The organism is Acinetobacter sp. NRRL B-65365, from assembly GCF_001605865.1.
GTDB lineage: Bacteria > Pseudomonadota > Gammaproteobacteria > Pseudomonadales > Moraxellaceae > Acinetobacter > Acinetobacter vivianii.
This window is the reverse complement of record NZ_LRPD01000048.1, coordinates 1-15,415: the sequence shown is the minus strand read 5'-3', so window position 1 is coordinate 15,415 and position 15,415 is coordinate 1. Positions and strand designations below refer to the sequence as shown.

At 39.5% G+C, this 15,415-nt stretch carries 15 protein-coding genes and 1 tRNA gene; 7 read left to right on the top strand and 9 right to left on the bottom strand.

Annotated elements, in window-relative coordinates:
* Nucleotides 1-73: 73 nt before the first annotated feature.
* The 6 genes from AWW72_RS15855 to AWW72_RS15830 form a co-directional block, all read right to left on the bottom strand.
* Nucleotides 74-1,492, bottom strand: a complete 1,419-nt coding sequence (locus tag AWW72_RS15855; RefSeq protein WP_062847960.1) for an NAD(P)/FAD-dependent oxidoreductase — start codon at nucleotides 1,490-1,492, stop codon at nucleotides 74-76.
* A 635-nt stretch (nucleotides 1,493-2,127) separates the two neighbouring features.
* The gene (locus AWW72_RS15850; RefSeq protein WP_004771800.1) at nucleotides 2,128-2,340 is read right to left on the bottom strand and encodes a cold-shock protein; all 213 of its coding nucleotides are present in this window, start codon (nucleotides 2,338-2,340) and stop codon (nucleotides 2,128-2,130) included.
* 474 nt (nucleotides 2,341-2,814) lie between these two features.
* Complete coding sequence (locus AWW72_RS15845; protein ID WP_004771798.1) at nucleotides 2,815-3,024, bottom strand: cold-shock protein; 210 nt, start codon at nucleotides 3,022-3,024, stop codon at nucleotides 2,815-2,817.
* 646 nt (nucleotides 3,025-3,670) lie between these two features.
* Entirely contained in the window at nucleotides 3,671-3,880 is a 210-nt protein-coding gene (locus AWW72_RS15840) for a cold-shock protein (protein WP_004661816.1), read from the bottom strand.
* Between the two features lie 107 nt (nucleotides 3,881-3,987).
* Nucleotides 3,988-4,221 (bottom strand): hypothetical protein, encoded by a 234-nt coding sequence (locus tag AWW72_RS15835; RefSeq protein WP_004771797.1) that lies wholly within the window; start codon nucleotides 4,219-4,221, stop codon nucleotides 3,988-3,990.
* 189 nt (nucleotides 4,222-4,410) lie between these two features.
* A tRNA-Met gene (locus AWW72_RS15830) sits at nucleotides 4,411-4,487 on the bottom strand.
* 319 nt (nucleotides 4,488-4,806) lie between these two features.
* On the opposite strand from AWW72_RS15830, the gene ruvC reads away from it, so the two are divergent.
* Nucleotides 4,807-5,352, top strand: coding sequence for a crossover junction endodeoxyribonuclease RuvC (gene ruvC, locus AWW72_RS15825; protein WP_004771796.1), 546 nt, complete (start codon nucleotides 4,807-4,809; stop codon nucleotides 5,350-5,352).
* On the opposite strand, the gene AWW72_RS15820 is transcribed toward ruvC, so the two are convergent.
* The gene (locus tag AWW72_RS15820; protein ID WP_062847959.1) at nucleotides 5,349-6,842 is read right to left on the bottom strand and encodes an NAD(P)H-hydrate dehydratase; all 1,494 of its coding nucleotides are present in this window, start codon (nucleotides 6,840-6,842) and stop codon (nucleotides 5,349-5,351) included. The two genes, ruvC and AWW72_RS15820, sit on opposite strands and share 4 nt — an antisense overlap.
* Nucleotides 6,843-6,865: 23 nt before the next feature.
* Here AWW72_RS15820 and queG point away from each other — a divergent pair, with 23 nt between their 5' ends.
* Nucleotides 6,866-7,990, top strand: coding sequence for a tRNA epoxyqueuosine(34) reductase QueG (gene queG, locus AWW72_RS15815; protein ID WP_062847958.1), 1,125 nt, complete (start codon nucleotides 6,866-6,868; stop codon nucleotides 7,988-7,990).
* A 79-nt stretch (nucleotides 7,991-8,069) separates the two neighbouring features.
* Nucleotides 8,070-9,059, top strand: a complete 990-nt coding sequence (gene bioB / locus AWW72_RS15810; protein ID WP_004771790.1) for a biotin synthase BioB — start codon at nucleotides 8,070-8,072, stop codon at nucleotides 9,057-9,059.
* A 46-nt stretch (nucleotides 9,060-9,105) separates the two neighbouring features.
* On the opposite strand, the gene AWW72_RS15805 is transcribed toward bioB, so the two are convergent.
* Nucleotides 9,106-9,318 (bottom strand): hypothetical protein, encoded by a 213-nt coding sequence (locus tag AWW72_RS15805; protein WP_062847957.1) that lies wholly within the window; start codon nucleotides 9,316-9,318, stop codon nucleotides 9,106-9,108.
* Between the two features lie 135 nt (nucleotides 9,319-9,453).
* A complete protein-coding gene (locus tag AWW72_RS15800) occupies nucleotides 9,454-9,801 on the bottom strand; it encodes a hypothetical protein (RefSeq protein WP_047432768.1) in 348 nt (115 codons plus the stop codon).
* Between the two features lie 485 nt (nucleotides 9,802-10,286).
* On the opposite strand from AWW72_RS15800, the gene AWW72_RS15795 reads away from it, so the two are divergent.
* The 4 genes from AWW72_RS15795 (at nucleotide 10,287) to AWW72_RS15780 (ending at nucleotide 15,290) form a co-directional block, all read left to right on the top strand.
* Nucleotides 10,287-10,820 carry a fimbrial protein gene (locus AWW72_RS15795; RefSeq protein WP_047432766.1) on the top strand — a complete coding sequence of 178 codons (534 nt, stop codon included), beginning with the start codon at nucleotides 10,287-10,289 and terminating at the stop codon, nucleotides 10,818-10,820.
* 81 nt (nucleotides 10,821-10,901) lie between these two features.
* Nucleotides 10,902-11,636, top strand: a complete 735-nt coding sequence (locus AWW72_RS15790) for a fimbrial biogenesis chaperone (protein ID WP_062847956.1) — start codon at nucleotides 10,902-10,904, stop codon at nucleotides 11,634-11,636.
* 55 nt (nucleotides 11,637-11,691) lie between these two features.
* Nucleotides 11,692-14,262, top strand: a complete 2,571-nt coding sequence (locus AWW72_RS15785) for a fimbria/pilus outer membrane usher protein (protein WP_062847955.1) — start codon at nucleotides 11,692-11,694, stop codon at nucleotides 14,260-14,262.
* Entirely contained in the window at nucleotides 14,259-15,290 is a 1,032-nt protein-coding gene (locus AWW72_RS15780; protein WP_062847954.1) for a fimbrial protein, read from the top strand. The genes AWW72_RS15785 and AWW72_RS15780 overlap by 4 nt, the downstream gene beginning before the upstream one ends.
* The last annotated feature ends 125 nt before the right edge of the window (nucleotides 15,291-15,415 follow it).

Genomic DNA, 15,415 nt, shown 5'->3' with positions numbered 1-15,415 from the left:
TCGCCAGCATCTCCCCAATATAAAAAGTGCCTCGACATAAGAGGCACTTTTTGGAGACAAGAGAACTCAATATTTAGAAAGAGACCATTTTTCCAGGATTCAGCATACCAGTAACACCATACCAACCTTTTGACATTGGAATCGCAAGCGGCGCCAGTAGACGACCAAATAAAATATCACTGTGCTGGATCTTGGTTAACATTGCATAATCTGTATTTAAACCAGAAAAATCATCTGCAATCGCCTTTCCGATACGAACCGTTTGTGCCACACCATGACCACTCCAGCCATGTACCGCATATATTGGATATTTTTCTCCAAACTTTCGGTTATCCGTTGCGCCGTTCATGGTCAGATCACTGACCCCGCTCCAACAGAAATCCATTTCCACATTTTTTAACTGTGGAAATACTTTATTTGCCCGACCGAGCAAATATTGGTTAATACGACCTACACTCCAGCTTGTACCTGTTCCTTGTCCACCGAACAATAAACGGTTTTTCGAAACGCCACGATAATAGTCAATCTGCAACTGCGTATCATAGACAGGATGATCCTGTGGCAATAATTCAGTTAAAGGAACTTCTAAAGGTGCAGTTACCGCAATGTAGGTATGGAATGGAATCGCTGTCTGCTTCTTTTCAGGCAGCAATTTAAAAGTATTGTGATGCACGGCAATAACGACACTTTTACGTGCTTTAATGGTGCCTGTCTTGTTTTTGACATAGATACCATCCGCCTGTTCAGAAATAGACAATACCTCTGTCTGCTCAAACACTTGGCCACCATTTTTACAAAAGCCATGTACCAAAGCACGATTTAAAGCCAATGGATGAATATGACCACCTAAATCATCAACCAGTCCACCTTTATAAAGGTCAGATTTAATTAATCCCTTAAGCTCATATTCGCCCATAACCTTGGTATTGTTTTCACCTAAATACTTTCTCGCATCTGCGCCTTGCGTCAGTGCGATGAGATGTCCTTCATGCACAGCAGCGGTAATGTGCCCACGCTTACGTGCCAATTCAACATCATATTTTTCACTGATTTGGTCAATTAAGGACATCGCTTCAGTAGAGGTAAAATGCCAAAGCTTTTTAGCATCTTCATAACTAAAACGCTTAATCATTTCCTCAGCTTCCCAACGTGCAAGCCCAGGTGTGAGCTGTCCACCATTTCGACCTGAGGCAGAAGAACCAATGCGATTTTTCTCAACCAGAATCGTATCTACACCCTGTTCAGATAAATGCAAAGCCGCGGAAGCGCCCAGTAACCCACCGCCAATGACCACGACATCACACACCTGATCCGAATTGAGTGCATCAAAGGTATGCCAATCTTCCAAAGCACTTTCATAATAATTGGCTGGATGCTCAAATTTCCCATGCTTAGGATTCACCCAACTCCACTCATTCGAATTTTGATATGCCTTACTTTCTTTAAAGACAACATCATCTAAATGGGCTGGTTTTTTTATACCGTTAGACATTTGGAATTCACCTAAAAATAAATTTTCTTACTGAATAATGAGACAAGCTTAGCCACAAAATAATGATTAATAAAACCAGAATCTTTCAATAATATTGATAGGTATTTAATAAGTATAATTTTAGGTGAATCGTTAAAACCTTAAATTTTATCGCTGGTTAGCTATTCGGCGTGAAATGAAGCATAAGAAAAAATTATAAAAAATATGGCTGACAAAATAGCTGGGAAAAACTAAGCAAGTCAGCTTGTCTGGACATTAAAAAAGCACCCGAAGGTGCTTTTCTCTCTATAGGCTGGTTGCAAGTAATACCACAAAACTAAATAACAACGTGCCTAAAGATCTTTTACAATGTACATGAACTTCATGCTCAAACCCTTGAGCATATGACTCCAAGTTTTCCATAACTTTACCGCTCATTAAATGTACTGCACTTATTAATTTGCCTAACAAATTAACAAAATAAAATTAGCAAAAAGTCGTAGATATGGCTAGCACAAATTTTGCACAAAAAAGTTGATTTATGACAAAAATAGTCGCTTCACTCAAAATAATTAAATATTTAATTTAAAGAAATGCAAAAGCAACGATACAAAAAAAGCCCACTAAGGTGAGCTTTTTTCAATTATTTCTTAGTCCTAAGGAACAACGGTAATACCCGTTGCCTGTGGTCCTTTTTTGCCATCAGTAATTGTAAATGTTACACGTTGGCCTTCATGGAGAACTTTAAACCCGTTGCTTTGGATTTCACTGAAGTGAGCAAAAACGTCCTGTCCAGAATCAGCATGAATGAAGCCAAAACCTTTAGTTTCGTTGAACCATTTCACTGTACCAGTCACAGTATTAGACATATATTTAACCTATTTAATAAATTTGGGGATGCTTAGCAGCAAGTAACTTGGAATCATAAACTCTGAGATTAGATCTGATAAAACGGAAGGTTTATCTAAACTATGAAATGCAAGATTTACTGAATCAACAGCGTTATTCTTCTAGTTGTAATTTACTATACACGAGTTTACTTTTTAGGCGCAATGAATATTTCTTGATCGTATACAGATGTCCTTATTTGTAGATCGCAACTCCAATCACCTCTTGCTACTCTTATGATTTTTCCAATAATTTTCAATTAATTATTATTCAGGTTTAATTTAAAATTCATCAGCTCAGATAATGATATAAATTTTTAACATATTATTTCACAGGCTTTTAGGTTAATTACAAGAGTAACCACTACGTGATCTATATGTTAAACCGTTCACTAAAATCCTTTTGCCACAAAAAAAGCCCACATGAGGTGAGCTTTCTTTTTACTGGTCTAAAAATTAGATAACAGTGATAAGGGTTGCTTGTGGTCCTTTCTTACCTTGACCAAGTACGAAAGAAACGCGTTGGCCTTCTTGTAATACTTTAAAACCTTTGCTTTGGATTTCGCTGAAGTGTGCAAAAACATCTTCACCAGAATCAGCTTGAATGAAACCAAAACCTTTAGTTTCGTTAAACCACTTAACAGTACCGGTAACTGTATCAGACATACTTTTAAACCTTTTAAAATTTGTTCATTTATAAATTAAATCAAAATTTTCTAATCATGATTTAACTTAATCTATCTTTATTTGATAGATACTGCAAGCATACCAAACTTTAAGCCAAACGAGATAGTAGATTAATAGAAGTATAAAAAGTTTTATCTGCTAAGTGAGCAATATTGCATTTTAATAAATCGCATAGTTCCAAAACAGGATTTACTTTTAAATCAAAAAATTACATCAAAAATTTACCTGTAAAATAGTGAATAGCTCAAATAGATCAATGTAGTGCATAGAAAAAATATCTTAATTTTTTACATTTGAGTTATTTTTTGCATGATGATTTCACCCAAAAAATGGTTTTTCATTTCAAATTTAGCCTTGAACCACTCAAGCATTTTCCTATCAGAAAATGAACTCACTCAGGTTTAAGCAAACTTATGTGGCTTACTTTCATTCTATCGAAATAAACCCCTTCACCTCATCTGCTTCAAAGGCAGAATAACGAGTGACTAAATTTTTATGCTGTTTCGGCAGTAGCCCCTAAGTAAAGATTTATAGATTGACCAAAATGTGTGAGTGGCAATCAATGACAATTTTCTAGGTATAAAAAAAGCCCACATAAAGTGAGCTTCATTTTCAAGCAATCTTATTAGATAACTTTAATCGTTGTTGCTTGTGGTCCTTTTTTACCTTGACCAAGTACAAACGAAACGCGTTGGCCTTCGTTTAATACTTTGAAACCATTGCTTTGGATTTCGCTGAAATGTGCAAAAACATCTTGACCAGAGTCAGCTTGAATGAAACCAAAACCTTTAGTTTCGTTAAACCACTTAACAGTACCAGTAACTGTATCAGACATACTTTTAAACCTTTAAACTTTGTTCATTTATGAGTTAAATCAAATTTTTAATATTGATCTAACTCAATCTATCTTTAACAAATAGATACTTCAAGTGCGTAAACTATCTATATTAATCGATAAAGCTGATTAACATCGGTATAGAAACTTTTACCATCTAGATTAAAGTCAATTTCCTGACCTGATTCTAGCTGGATCTTCTTTCCAACTTCTACCCATTTAAAACCATTCAACGTATTCTGTTGACGTTTCATCGGGATAATTTGCACACAAATTTCATTGCCATTACTGGCTTTGGCTACACGCCATTCATTAATAATTTTCAACACAAAATCACTCATTCCTGAGCTCAAGTGATCGATTTGGATTTACTATAACGCTAGATATATGGAGAGAGGTAAACTACAATTCTAGAATCTAATAATTTTTAGCTTTCTTTAGGGTTATTTCAGCTAACTTAATTGCTGTCTAATCTTTCAGATAACAACAACTCAATAATCACAGAGCTAATATTCGATTAACTTTAAAAGTGGTAGCGGGAGCTGGATTTGAACCAACGACCTTCGGGTTATGAGCCCGACGAGCTACCAGACTGCTCCATCCCGCAACAACATATTGATCAACATCTTCGATCAATGAGATGCTTTATACGCCCATCTCCCCCACAATGCAAATTTTTTTTATAAAAATCACGTAATTTACGGCCTAATGCTCAAATTAAACACAAATCGTTCAAAATACCCCCGCAATTTACTTAAATGATTGATCTGTAAAAATGAGCCAAAATTTAAAAAATTGCACAGGTAAAAGTGAGTTTGTTTAATAAATCTGCTATTTTCTTATAATTCAAAATCCTACAAAAATATTATGCATCGAAAAGCCTGCTATGTAACAATATCAACAATCTTTCATTTTTATAGTTCGACATGTCATTAATTATTGGTATTGATCCTGGTTCACGCTTAACAGGTTATGGAATTATCGAAAAAGATGGCAATAAACTACGTTTTGTCGATGCAGGAACCATTCGTACCGAAACTCAGGAAATGCCAGAGCGTTTAAAACGTATCTTTGCAGGGGTTGAACGGATTGTTAAATTTCATGGCCCGACTGAAGCGGCTGTAGAACAAGTCTTTATGGCACAAAATCCCGATTCGGCATTGAAACTGGGACAGGCACGCGGTGCTGCAATTGCCGCTCTGGTGAATCTGGATTTACAAGTGGCTGAATATACCGCACGACAAATTAAACAGTCTGTGGTCGGTTACGGTGCAGCAGATAAAGAACAAGTCCAAATGATGGTGATGCGTTTACTCAATCTGAGTATCAAACCACAATCAGATGCAGCCGATGCCCTTGCCGCAGCCATTTGCCATGCGCATGCTTCTGGGAGTATGAGTAAAATGGCTGTGCTCAATGCATTAGGTGGCATGGCACGAGGCCGTAGCCGTGCCAGCACCAGACGCCGTTAATCGTTCTGATTCACCACCTGATAAATCATTTTCCCCATGTCATGCGCCTGTAAACCTCGCATACCATTTTCAGCCAGCAAATCACCTGCCTGTGCATGTAAGGTCACGATCTCGTGCAAAGCAATTTGCTGATGAAACTGTGCTTTTAAACTGGCAATCATGCCTGCCAGTACATCCCCCATCCCACCTGTGCCCATGCCAGCATTGCCTTGGGTACAGATAAATAATTCTTTCTCTAAAATGAGACTGCCTGCGCCTTTAAGCACCCATTGTCCGTCGTACTTTTGTTGCAGCTGCTGAATGGCTACAATTCGGTCTTGTTCAATTGCCTTTGCGCTACAACCAAGTAAGGTCGCCGCCTCACCTGAATGCGGTGTTGCATACACATGATTATTTAATTGTTGCGGATATTTTGCCAAAAACCAGAGTCCATCTGCATCTAGCACCACTTCTAAATGAGTATTTTGATTCAGTAGTTCAAACCATTGCTGATAAATATGTTCAGCCCATTGATCCCGCCCTAAGCCCATGCCAAAACATACAGCATCCACCTGTTTAAGTAACTGCACAATCTTTTCTTGATCCAAGCTATTAATGTCGCGCACCATAATATTGGGCGAACGCGCCAAAATAGCCTGATGATGTTTTGCATGACAGACAATGCTGACTTTGCCCGCCCCAGCATGAAAAGCCGCCTCAGCAGACATGATGACGGCGCCGCCCATATCCACATGCCCACCAACAACCAGCACATGTCCATAGCTGCCTTTATGTCCAAAAGCTTGTCGCTTTGGCAAGATGAATTTTTCAGGAGATAAATAAGCTAGCGGTTCTAATTCTGTATCTGTTGGAATGAGACTAAGAAGATGTAATTTTCCGACATATTGCTTGCCTTGACCTGTGAATAGCCCAGCCTTATAACCCAAAATTGTAAAAGTCTGATCCGCTTGTACAGCAACGGGTAACGCTTGTCCTGTATCGGCCTGCAAACCGCTAGGAATATCGATAGAGATTTTTAAGCCCGTTTGTACATTGACGAGCTGAATGATATTTTGCCAATGTTGGTCGAGCTCCCGATTCAAGCCAATTCCAAATAAGGCATCAATATGACAGTCAAAGGTCGGGATTTCTTGATGGACAGCATTTTCAGACAATACATAATCTACGCTTTGAATATCAACTTGATGCTTTTGTGCATAAGCTGCTGCTTGTTTTAAATCGTCAGATTGACCAAGTTCAGCAGCAAAGATCGTCACTTTTATTCCCTGCTGCTTTAGATAGGCAGCAATATAGTAACCGTCTCCAGCGTTATTGCCTTGCCCGCACCAAACTGCGATCTTTTGAATTTTCTTTGACTTAAATTGCACAATTAACTGCTGTGAGATTGCCCAAGCTGCTTGCTGCATAAGCCCTAATGACGAATTTTGCTGAGCAAACCAACGCTGTTCCCATGCTTGGATACTCTGGCTATGGTAAACTACACCTTGCATGTTCTCTCCCTCATTCTTGGTTTATGGCTTCAACCTCTTCATCTCAGACACAATCTCAAAAGATTGAACTACAGCAGCTCGATCCACAAGCACTTAAGGCTTGGATTAAACAACAAGCTTTAGATCTGGGTTTTTCTGATTGTGTCATTGCCAAACCAGATGCTCAAGATCAAATGCCTCGTTTTAAAGAATATTTAGAACGTGGTTACCATGCAGACATGCACTATTTAGAGGAAAATCTGGAAAAGCGTGCAGATCCGACCCTGCTCGTGCCAGGCACAAAAAGCATTATTTGTGTGCGTATGAACTATCTTGTGGCATCACCGAAGCCCCGTTATATCCCTTTTGAACCAAATTCAGCCATTATTGCGCGTTATGCTCGCGGACGTGATTACCATAAAGTCATGCGTGGGCGACTTAAAACTTTAGCCACGCGGATCAGGGAAAAAGTCGGTGATTTTGAATCACGTCCGTTTGCTGACTCTGCGCCTATTTTTGAAAAATCGCTTGCTGAAAGTGCCGGAATGGGATGGACAGGCAAACATACCTTATTGATTCATAAAAAGTCAGGATCTTTCTTTGTTTTAGGTGAACTATTTACCTCACTAGAACTGCCTTTTGATGAACCAGCGACTGCACATTGTGGCTCATGTACTGCCTGTATCGACATTTGTCCTACCCAAGCGATTGTAGAACCCTACATGCTCGATGCCAGAAAATGTATCGCTTACCTCACCATTGAATATAAAGGAATTATTCCGGAAGAATTACGTGCAGGAATTGGTAACCGTATTTTCGGTTGTGATGACTGTCAACTGATTTGCCCGTGGAATAGCTTTGCCAAAACTGCATCTATTCCAGATTTTGATCCGAGACATGGTCTGGATAATATTAGCTTGCTCGATATCTGGCGCTGGGATGAAGCTACTTTCCTTGCCAATACTGAGGGCAGCCCGATCCGCCGTACTGGATATCAATCCTTCAAACGTAATATTGCAATCGGTCTGGGAAATGCTCCATACTCAGCTGAAATTGTCACGCACTTGCAAGATGCAAAAATGTGGCACGACGAGATTGTCAATGTACATATTGACTGGGCAATTCAGCAGCAATTGCAACAGGTCGATGTACTCCAAATAGAAAAATGATGTTTTTTGCCCTTTGGCTTTGGCACGATTTCTGTATGATTAGTCTCAATGTTTGTCATCAATCATCATGGATATAACAATGACCTTACGTAATGACTGGACTCGTGATGAAATCCAAGCTCTATATGATCAACCTTTTTTAGACTTAGTATTTAAAGCGCAAAGCGTACACCGCCAACATTTCCAAGCAAATTCGATTCAGGTCAGTACCCTTCTTTCAATTAAAACGGGTAAATGTCCTGAAGATTGTAAATATTGTTCGCAATCGGCGCATTACGATTCAAAACTAGAAGCTGAAAAACGTATCGCTGTTGATAAAGTCATTCGTGAAGCACAGTCTGCAAAAGAGTCTGGCTCTTCTCGTTTCTGCATGGGCGCCGCTTGGCGTAATCCGCATGAACGTGACATGCCTTATGTGCTTGAAATGGTACGTGAAGTGAAAGCGTTAGGTCTTGAAACCTGTATGACTTTAGGTATGTTGAATCAGTCGCAAGCCGAGCGTTTAAAAGATGCGGGCCTCGATTATTACAACCACAATCTGGATACTTCTCGCGAATACTATTCTCATATTATTAGCACCCGTACTTTTGATGATCGTCTGGATACTTTAGATCACGTTCGTCAAGCAGGGATGAAAGTATGTAGTGGCGGTATCGTCGGTCTGGGTGAAAGCCGTAATGACCGTATTGGCCTATTACATGAACTTGCAACCATGCCTGTACATCCTGAATCAGTGCCAATCAACATGCTGGTTCCTATTGAAGGTACACCACTTGCTGATGTCGAAAAACTGGATGTCACAGAGTGGATCCGCACTATTGCTGTCGCACGTATCATCATGCCACATAGTTATATCCGCCTTTCGGCAGGTCGTGAGTCACTCAGTGATTCTGATCAGGCGCTTGCATTTATGGCTGGTGCAAACTCGCTATTCTCTGGTGACAAATTATTAACCACACCAAATGCTGGTGAAGGCAAAGATCAGATCTTATTTGCTAAATTAGGTTTAACCGCAGAAAAACCAAAACCGACTGTTGCAGAACTTTCGGTCGATGCCATGAGTGCATAAATGAAAAAGCCTTGTCAAATGACAAGGCTTTTTTTTAGATGAAAAATTAGATTGATGTCACCAGAATGCCATACTTGGCAGTTAGATACATTCCGACTCGAATAATATCCACGCCTGCTGCATGTGAAACTGAAAGTTCCTGTGTATGCACATCAAAATGCAATGAATCGAAAGCGTCTTGATGATGCATTAACCATGTCATTGTATCTGCCATATTTTCATCAGCAGTATACGTTTCTGATTTAAAATCTTTACCCATTAAGCCAATCTAATCATTGAACACATGACACTATCATAGCGAATAGACAGCTTTAAATCAGCTAAGTCAAAGACATTTAGCGATATGAATTCTCGCTAAATGTCTCAATAAGCCTTGGTCTTTTTAAGATTCAGTTTAAGCAGCCTTTGGATTCACAATCGTCTGACCTGATTTCAGACTTGCAACTGCTTTAGGATTAAATTCCAGTGTTAGTACGTGATTGTCTAAATGGACATGATACGAACGAATCAATGACTGCTGCCCTTCATCTGTTTCAAGCACATATTCATCAGCAATATTTAAAATACCTTCCAGATTTGTTGTACTTGAAGCGCGGTCATGGCTAAACAAATCATAGATTGTTTGTAGATTAAAGCTGGTTTGCTCTTCCAATGGGTGACTCTTCAAATGGCTTTCTAGGAATAAAACAAACTTATGTGCAAAGAAATAGTAGTTAGGTTTGTGGGTATAAAGCATGTTCATTGAAAGCTCCTTTCGGTGTTTTTTTCATCTAATCATGACTAAAAAACTAAGGTTTCAATCTTAAAAAATTCTTAAAAAAAGTTTGATGTTTTTGTTAACAACAAGAAATTCTGCTATCATACTTAAGCACTTCTTAATTTATTTTTTACCATTTGTTAAAAAATACACACTTTCTCTCATACCTATTATTCAAAAAAGTTAAACAGTTTGGTCATTTTTATTAATGAAAAAAACAATAAATCATAAGCCAAATTAAATAAACCAACTAAAAAAGTTGGTTTAAACACTATATAAATCAATAAAATATAATACATATCAATAATTTATTTTAAATCGGAAATTTCGCTTAAAATAAAATCAAAAATGTGACGTAAGTTGCGGTTTTTAATAAAAATGATATATTCGTCGCATTACTTTTCTGGGAAGAATCCATCGGGAAAAGTAATGTAATTCCATTTTTAAGCTGATGTATTCGAGAAATTATTATGAAAAAACTTGCTTTAATCGCTGCACTTTCGGTTGTCGGTATTGCTCAAGCTCAAGCTGCAGACGGTACAATTACAATCAATGGTTTAGTTACAGATAAAACTTGTGACATTATCACTCCTGCTGGCAAAGACTTTACAGTTGCTCTTCCTACTGTTTCAAAACAAACACTTGCAAACTCTGGTGATGTTGCTGGCCGTACACCATTCCAAATCAACTTGGCAAACTGTTCAGAAGGTAAAGTTGCAACTTACTTCGAACCAGGTGCAACTGTTGACTTCAATACAGGTCGCTTATTAAACCAAGCTGCTTCTGGCGCAAAAAATGTTGACGTTCAACTTTTAGGTAGCAACAACCAAGTAATTCCAGTACTTGCTGCTGGTAGCAATGGCGCTCAAGCAAACTCACAGTGGGTTGACGTTGTTGAAGGCGGTGCTGCTGACCTTAACTACTATGCAGAATACTATGCAACTGGCGCTTCTACTGCTGGTGAAGTAACAACTTCAGTTCAATATACAATTATTTATCAATAATCTATTGATACTTAGGTTTCTGTGTTCGCACAGAAACCTTTTTACCGCACTTTTCCTATGAACCTTATTGAGAAGACTCAAATGTCATTGAACAGTCGTAATTTTTTGCTTGGTTTAGCGCTTTCTTCTGCAATCGTAACACCACTTTCTCATGCAGAGATCGTGCTACACGGTACACGTGTAATCTATCCTTCAGATGCGCGTGAAGTAACATTACAGCTCAGTAACAATGGCAACAAACCAGCGCTCGTTCAGGCCTGGATTGACGAGGGCGATCCTAAAAGTACACCAGATCAATCAAAAGTACCTTTTATGATTACACCGCCTATTTCTCGAGTAGAAGCAGCCAAAAGTCAGTCATTGCGTATTACAGCACTGCCGAATGCAAAGCAGCTGAATCAAAAACAGGAAACTGTGCTCTGGTTAAATGTGCTGGACATTCCACCAAGACCGACTGCTAAAGGTGAGGAAACCATTCCAGATAACTTTTTACAGCTTGCAATTCGTTCGCGTATTAAATTTTTCTATCGCCCTGCCAGTATTAAAGCTGATGCGAATACAGCTGCAGAAAAATTGCAATGGCGTAAATCTGGACAAAAGTTGGTCATTAAAAATCCAACGCCATTCCACATTACAATGACAGCAATCTATCAATTTGACGGCAACAAGCGCGTTGATCTTTTACCTCAGGGCCTCATGCTCAGTCCTTTCTCTGAAGATCAAGTGCAACTAAAAACAACAAATACCGCAAAAATGAGCTTTGTAAATGTTAATGACTATGGTGGCCGCGTCGAGCAGCCTATCAACTTACAGTAACCCTTAAATATAAGCTCAATATTTAAAGCACCTATGTGAAATAGGCGAACCTCTTATGTTAAAAAAGCACACATCATATCGCTTATTGAAGCGACATATTTGCTATACGCTTGCGTCAGGGATAGTGACCATGACGGTTCCCATGTTAGTTCATGCGGAAGATTCAGTAAAAGCGCCTGCTGTGGAAGCAGAGTTTGACTCAAGCTTCCTGATTGGTGATGCACAAAAAATTGATATATCCCGCTTTAAATATGGCAATCCTGTTTTACCAGGGGAATATAACATCGATGTTTATATTAACGGTCAATGGTTTGGCAAACGCCGTATTGTGTTTCGTGCTACAGAACAAAATCAGAATGCATTTACCTGTTTTACCGCAAACTCATTACTTGAATATGGCGTGAAACAGGACGTTCTTGCGAGTCGGATTTCCGCTGCTAGTCCCAATGCCTGTCATAAAATCGAAGAATGGATTGAAGACGCCTACTACGATTTTGATACCTCCCGTTTGCGAATTGATATTTCCATTCCTCAAGTTGCATTACAGAAAAATGCACAAGGATACGTTGATCCAAGTATTTGGGATCGTGGTGTGAATGCAGGCTTTTTATCTTATAGCGGTAGTGCCTACAAAATCTTTAACCGTTTAAATGACAATAATCAAGAAACCACCAATGCCTTCATGGCACTCACTGCGGGAATGAATATCGCGGGTTGGCAATTGCGTCACAATGGTCAGTGGCAATGGCAAGACGGCGTACAAAATCAGCTAGATTCAAAAAAACAAAAAAAATCCACTTATGATGCGACCAGTACTTACTTACAAAGAGCCTTCCCTGCATATCGTGGTGTATTAACGGCTGGTGATAGCTTTACCAATGGTGAACTATTTGATTCATTTGGCTATCGTGGTCTGGATTTTTCCAGTGATGATCGTATGTTGCCAAACAGTATGCTGGGTTATGCGCCCCGTATCCGTGGTAATGCAAAAACCAATGCCAAAGTTGAAATTCGTCAGCAAGGCCAACTGATTTATCAAACGACGGTTGCACCAGGTAATTTTGAGATTAATGATCTTTATCCAACAGGATTTGGCGGTGAGCTTGAAGTCTCTGTCATTGAATCAAATGGTGAAGTACAGAAGTTTGGTGTTCCCTACGCTTCGGTCGTACAAATGTTACGTCCCGGGCTCAGCCGTTACTCGCTGACAGCCGGTCAGTTCCGCGACAAGGAAATTGATCTTGATCCGTGGGTCACACAAGGTAAATATCAGATTGGTATTAATAACTATATTACGGGCTATGCGGGTGCACAGTTAGCTGAAAAATATGCGGCTGTATTACTAGGCTCAGCCTTTGCGACTCCAATCGGCGCGGTATCGTTTGACCTTACTCATTCAGAAGCAGACTTTGAAAAACAAGGTTCACAAACAGGTCAGAGTTTCCGTCTAAGTTATAGCAAACTCATTTCACCGACCAATACCAACCTGACCTTGGCCGCTTACCGCTACTCGACCGAAAACTTTTATAAATTACGTGATGCCCTACTGGTACGTGATCTGGAAGATAAAGGGATCAATACCTATGCCGTTGGCAAACAACGTAGTGAATTCCAAATTACCTTAAACCAAGGTTTACCTGAGGGTTGGGGAAATATCTATGCAGTGGGTTCGTGGAATGATTACTGGAACCGTAACGAAACCAGTCGTCAATATCAGGTCGGCTATAGCAATAGCTATCATGGGTTAACTTACGGGCTTTCTGCAACCAATCGTCAAATTGAATATGGCAGTAACAATCAGACCCGTGATACTGAATATTTGATGACGCTTTCTTTCCCGATTAATTTTAGAAAGAATTCTGTTATCGTCAATGCTACCCAATCTCAAACCAACCGAACTGTTGGTATGAGTGGCATGGTTGGCGATCGTTTTAGCTATGGCTCATCGTTTTCTCATGAAGACCGAAACAACCCTAGCCTTAACGTAAATGCACGCTATCGAACCAACTTTGCGACTGTGGGCGGTTCTTATAGCATTGCAGATACCTATCAACAAACGATGCTCAGTGTCAGCGGTAATATCGTAGCGCATGATCAAGGTGTGCTGTTCGGCCCAGAACAAGGCCAAACTATGGTATTGGTTTATGCACCAGATGCAGCAGGCGCTAAAGTAAATAATACAGCGGGGCTGAGTATTAATCAGTCTGGTTATGCAGTTATTCCGTATGTGACACCTTATCGTCTAAATGACATTACCTTAGATCCGCAAAACATGTCGACCAATGTGGAGCTTGAGGAAACCAGTCAGCGTATTGCGCCTTATGCAGGTGCAATTGCCAAAGTAGATTTCTCTACTAAAAAAGGTTATGCCATTTATATCGACACCAAGACTGAAACGGGTGAAAACCTGCCATTTGCAGCACAAGTATTCAATGCTCAAGATGAAGCGATTGGAATCGTGGCACAAGGCAGCATGGTCTATTTACGAACTCAGGAACCACAAGGTAATTTGTATGTGAAATGGGGCAATGAAGCCAATGAGCAATGCCACTTCAGCTATGATGTCACCGCACAACTTTCTAACGATCAGCAAAGCATGATCATGACCGAGGCCGTATGTAAATGAAAAAAATACTTTTAAGCAGTGCTCTGTTTACAGCGGGTCTTGGTGCGTATGGTGAAGCGAATGCTGCTTGTCGCTTATACAACTACAGTCCAAATGATGTCCAAATGTCAGTTGGACGAGTTGTAGTTCGCCCCAGTGATGAAGTGGGTAAAATTTTACGTAAAGCAACTTTTGCCATTACAGACAAAGGTACTCGTGCAGATCGCTGTGACTCTAGTGATCGACTTATTGCAGAGCTGAATCAGGCTTATCCACTCAGTCCATTAGGTAACAGTATCTACACGACCAATATTCCAGGTATCGGTATTCGTTTGTACCGCGAGGCTGAAAACGCAAGTAATTTCTCTGGTTACTATCCTTATACACGTGGTGGACTGAGATATGGAACAAGATACAATTTAGCTCCAGGCTATTTTGTGGTTGAAATTGTTAAAATAGCTGCGCAAACAGGTTCGGGTGCTTTAGTGCCAGGCCAATATAGTAGTTATTACGTTCAGGGTTATGCTAATCGTCCTTTCCTTACAAGTACAGTTTTAGGCAATGCAATTACTATCGCATCTTCCTCTTGCGAGCTTCAAGGAGATATTAATAAGGTTGTTCAGCTACCAACCGTCACTAAAGCCAGTTTTACAGGTGTTGGCTCTACTCAAGGTGAACAATCTTTTGATCTAAATATTTTATGTAATGGTGGACAAAATCCAACGGGCTACGAAGAAAAAAATCAGATTAGTTTGAGTTTTGACTATCAACAAGATGGCAATAACAATCAAGTGATGGCGAATACAGCACCCAACTCGACTAAAGCACGTGGCGTGGGAGTACAATTACTTTCCTCATATAAGAATGAAGCTCCTTTATCGGATAAAAAGATTATAGGAAAAGGTGATAGATTAAACGTAGGTTCGGTTAACTCCAATCAAACCATACAATTCAATATACCGCTGACTGCCCGTTATTATCAAACTGCCACCAATGTAACTGCGGGTACTGTTCGTGCGATGGCAACAGTAACAATTCAGTACGATTAAGCTTTAAAAAATCGCTTTCACACCTCCTCCCTAAATCTTTTATATAGGATTTAGGGATTTTTTCATTTTAAAAACAAATCACACTAAATAAATAATAAGTGATGCATAGCGCAAAATAAGAAATT

What these genes read in the sequence shown, in the direction of transcription:
- AWW72_RS15795 (WP_047432766.1), top strand. Translation starts at nt 10,287, where the DNA reads ATGAAAAAACTTGCTTTAATCGCTGCACTTTCGGTTGTCGGTATTGCT.
- AWW72_RS15790 (WP_062847956.1), top strand. Translation starts at nt 10,902, where the DNA reads ATGTCATTGAACAGTCGTAATTTTTTGCTTGGTTTAGCGCTTTCTTCT.
- ruvC (WP_004771796.1), top strand. Translation starts at nt 4,807, where the DNA reads ATGTCATTAATTATTGGTATTGATCCTGGTTCACGCTTAACAGGTTAT.
- AWW72_RS15835 (WP_004771797.1), bottom strand. Translation starts at nt 4,221, where the DNA reads ATGAGTGATTTTGTGTTGAAAATTATTAATGAATGGCGTGTAGCCAAA.
- AWW72_RS15780 (WP_062847954.1), top strand. Translation starts at nt 14,259, where the DNA reads ATGAAAAAAATACTTTTAAGCAGTGCTCTGTTTACAGCGGGTCTTGGT.
- AWW72_RS15785 (WP_062847955.1), top strand. Translation starts at nt 11,692, where the DNA reads ATGTTAAAAAAGCACACATCATATCGCTTATTGAAGCGACATATTTGC.
- AWW72_RS15855 (WP_062847960.1), bottom strand. Translation starts at nt 1,492, where the DNA reads ATGTCTAACGGTATAAAAAAACCAGCCCATTTAGATGATGTTGTCTTT.
- AWW72_RS15845 (WP_004771798.1), bottom strand. Translation starts at nt 3,024, where the DNA reads ATGTCTGATACAGTTACCGGTACTGTTAAGTGGTTTAACGAAACTAAA.
- bioB (WP_004771790.1), top strand. Translation starts at nt 8,070, where the DNA reads ATGACCTTACGTAATGACTGGACTCGTGATGAAATCCAAGCTCTATAT.
- AWW72_RS15850 (WP_004771800.1), bottom strand. Translation starts at nt 2,340, where the DNA reads ATGTCTAATACTGTGACTGGTACAGTGAAATGGTTCAACGAAACTAAA.
- AWW72_RS15820 (WP_062847959.1), bottom strand. Translation starts at nt 6,842, where the DNA reads ATGCAAGGTGTAGTTTACCATAGCCAGAGTATCCAAGCATGGGAACAG.
- AWW72_RS15805 (WP_062847957.1), bottom strand. Translation starts at nt 9,318, where the DNA reads ATGGGTAAAGATTTTAAATCAGAAACGTATACTGCTGATGAAAATATG.
- queG (WP_062847958.1), top strand. Translation starts at nt 6,866, where the DNA reads ATGGCTTCAACCTCTTCATCTCAGACACAATCTCAAAAGATTGAACTA.
- AWW72_RS15800 (WP_047432768.1), bottom strand. Translation starts at nt 9,801, where the DNA reads ATGAACATGCTTTATACCCACAAACCTAACTACTATTTCTTTGCACAT.
- AWW72_RS15840 (WP_004661816.1), bottom strand. Translation starts at nt 3,880, where the DNA reads ATGTCTGATACAGTTACTGGTACTGTTAAGTGGTTTAACGAAACTAAA.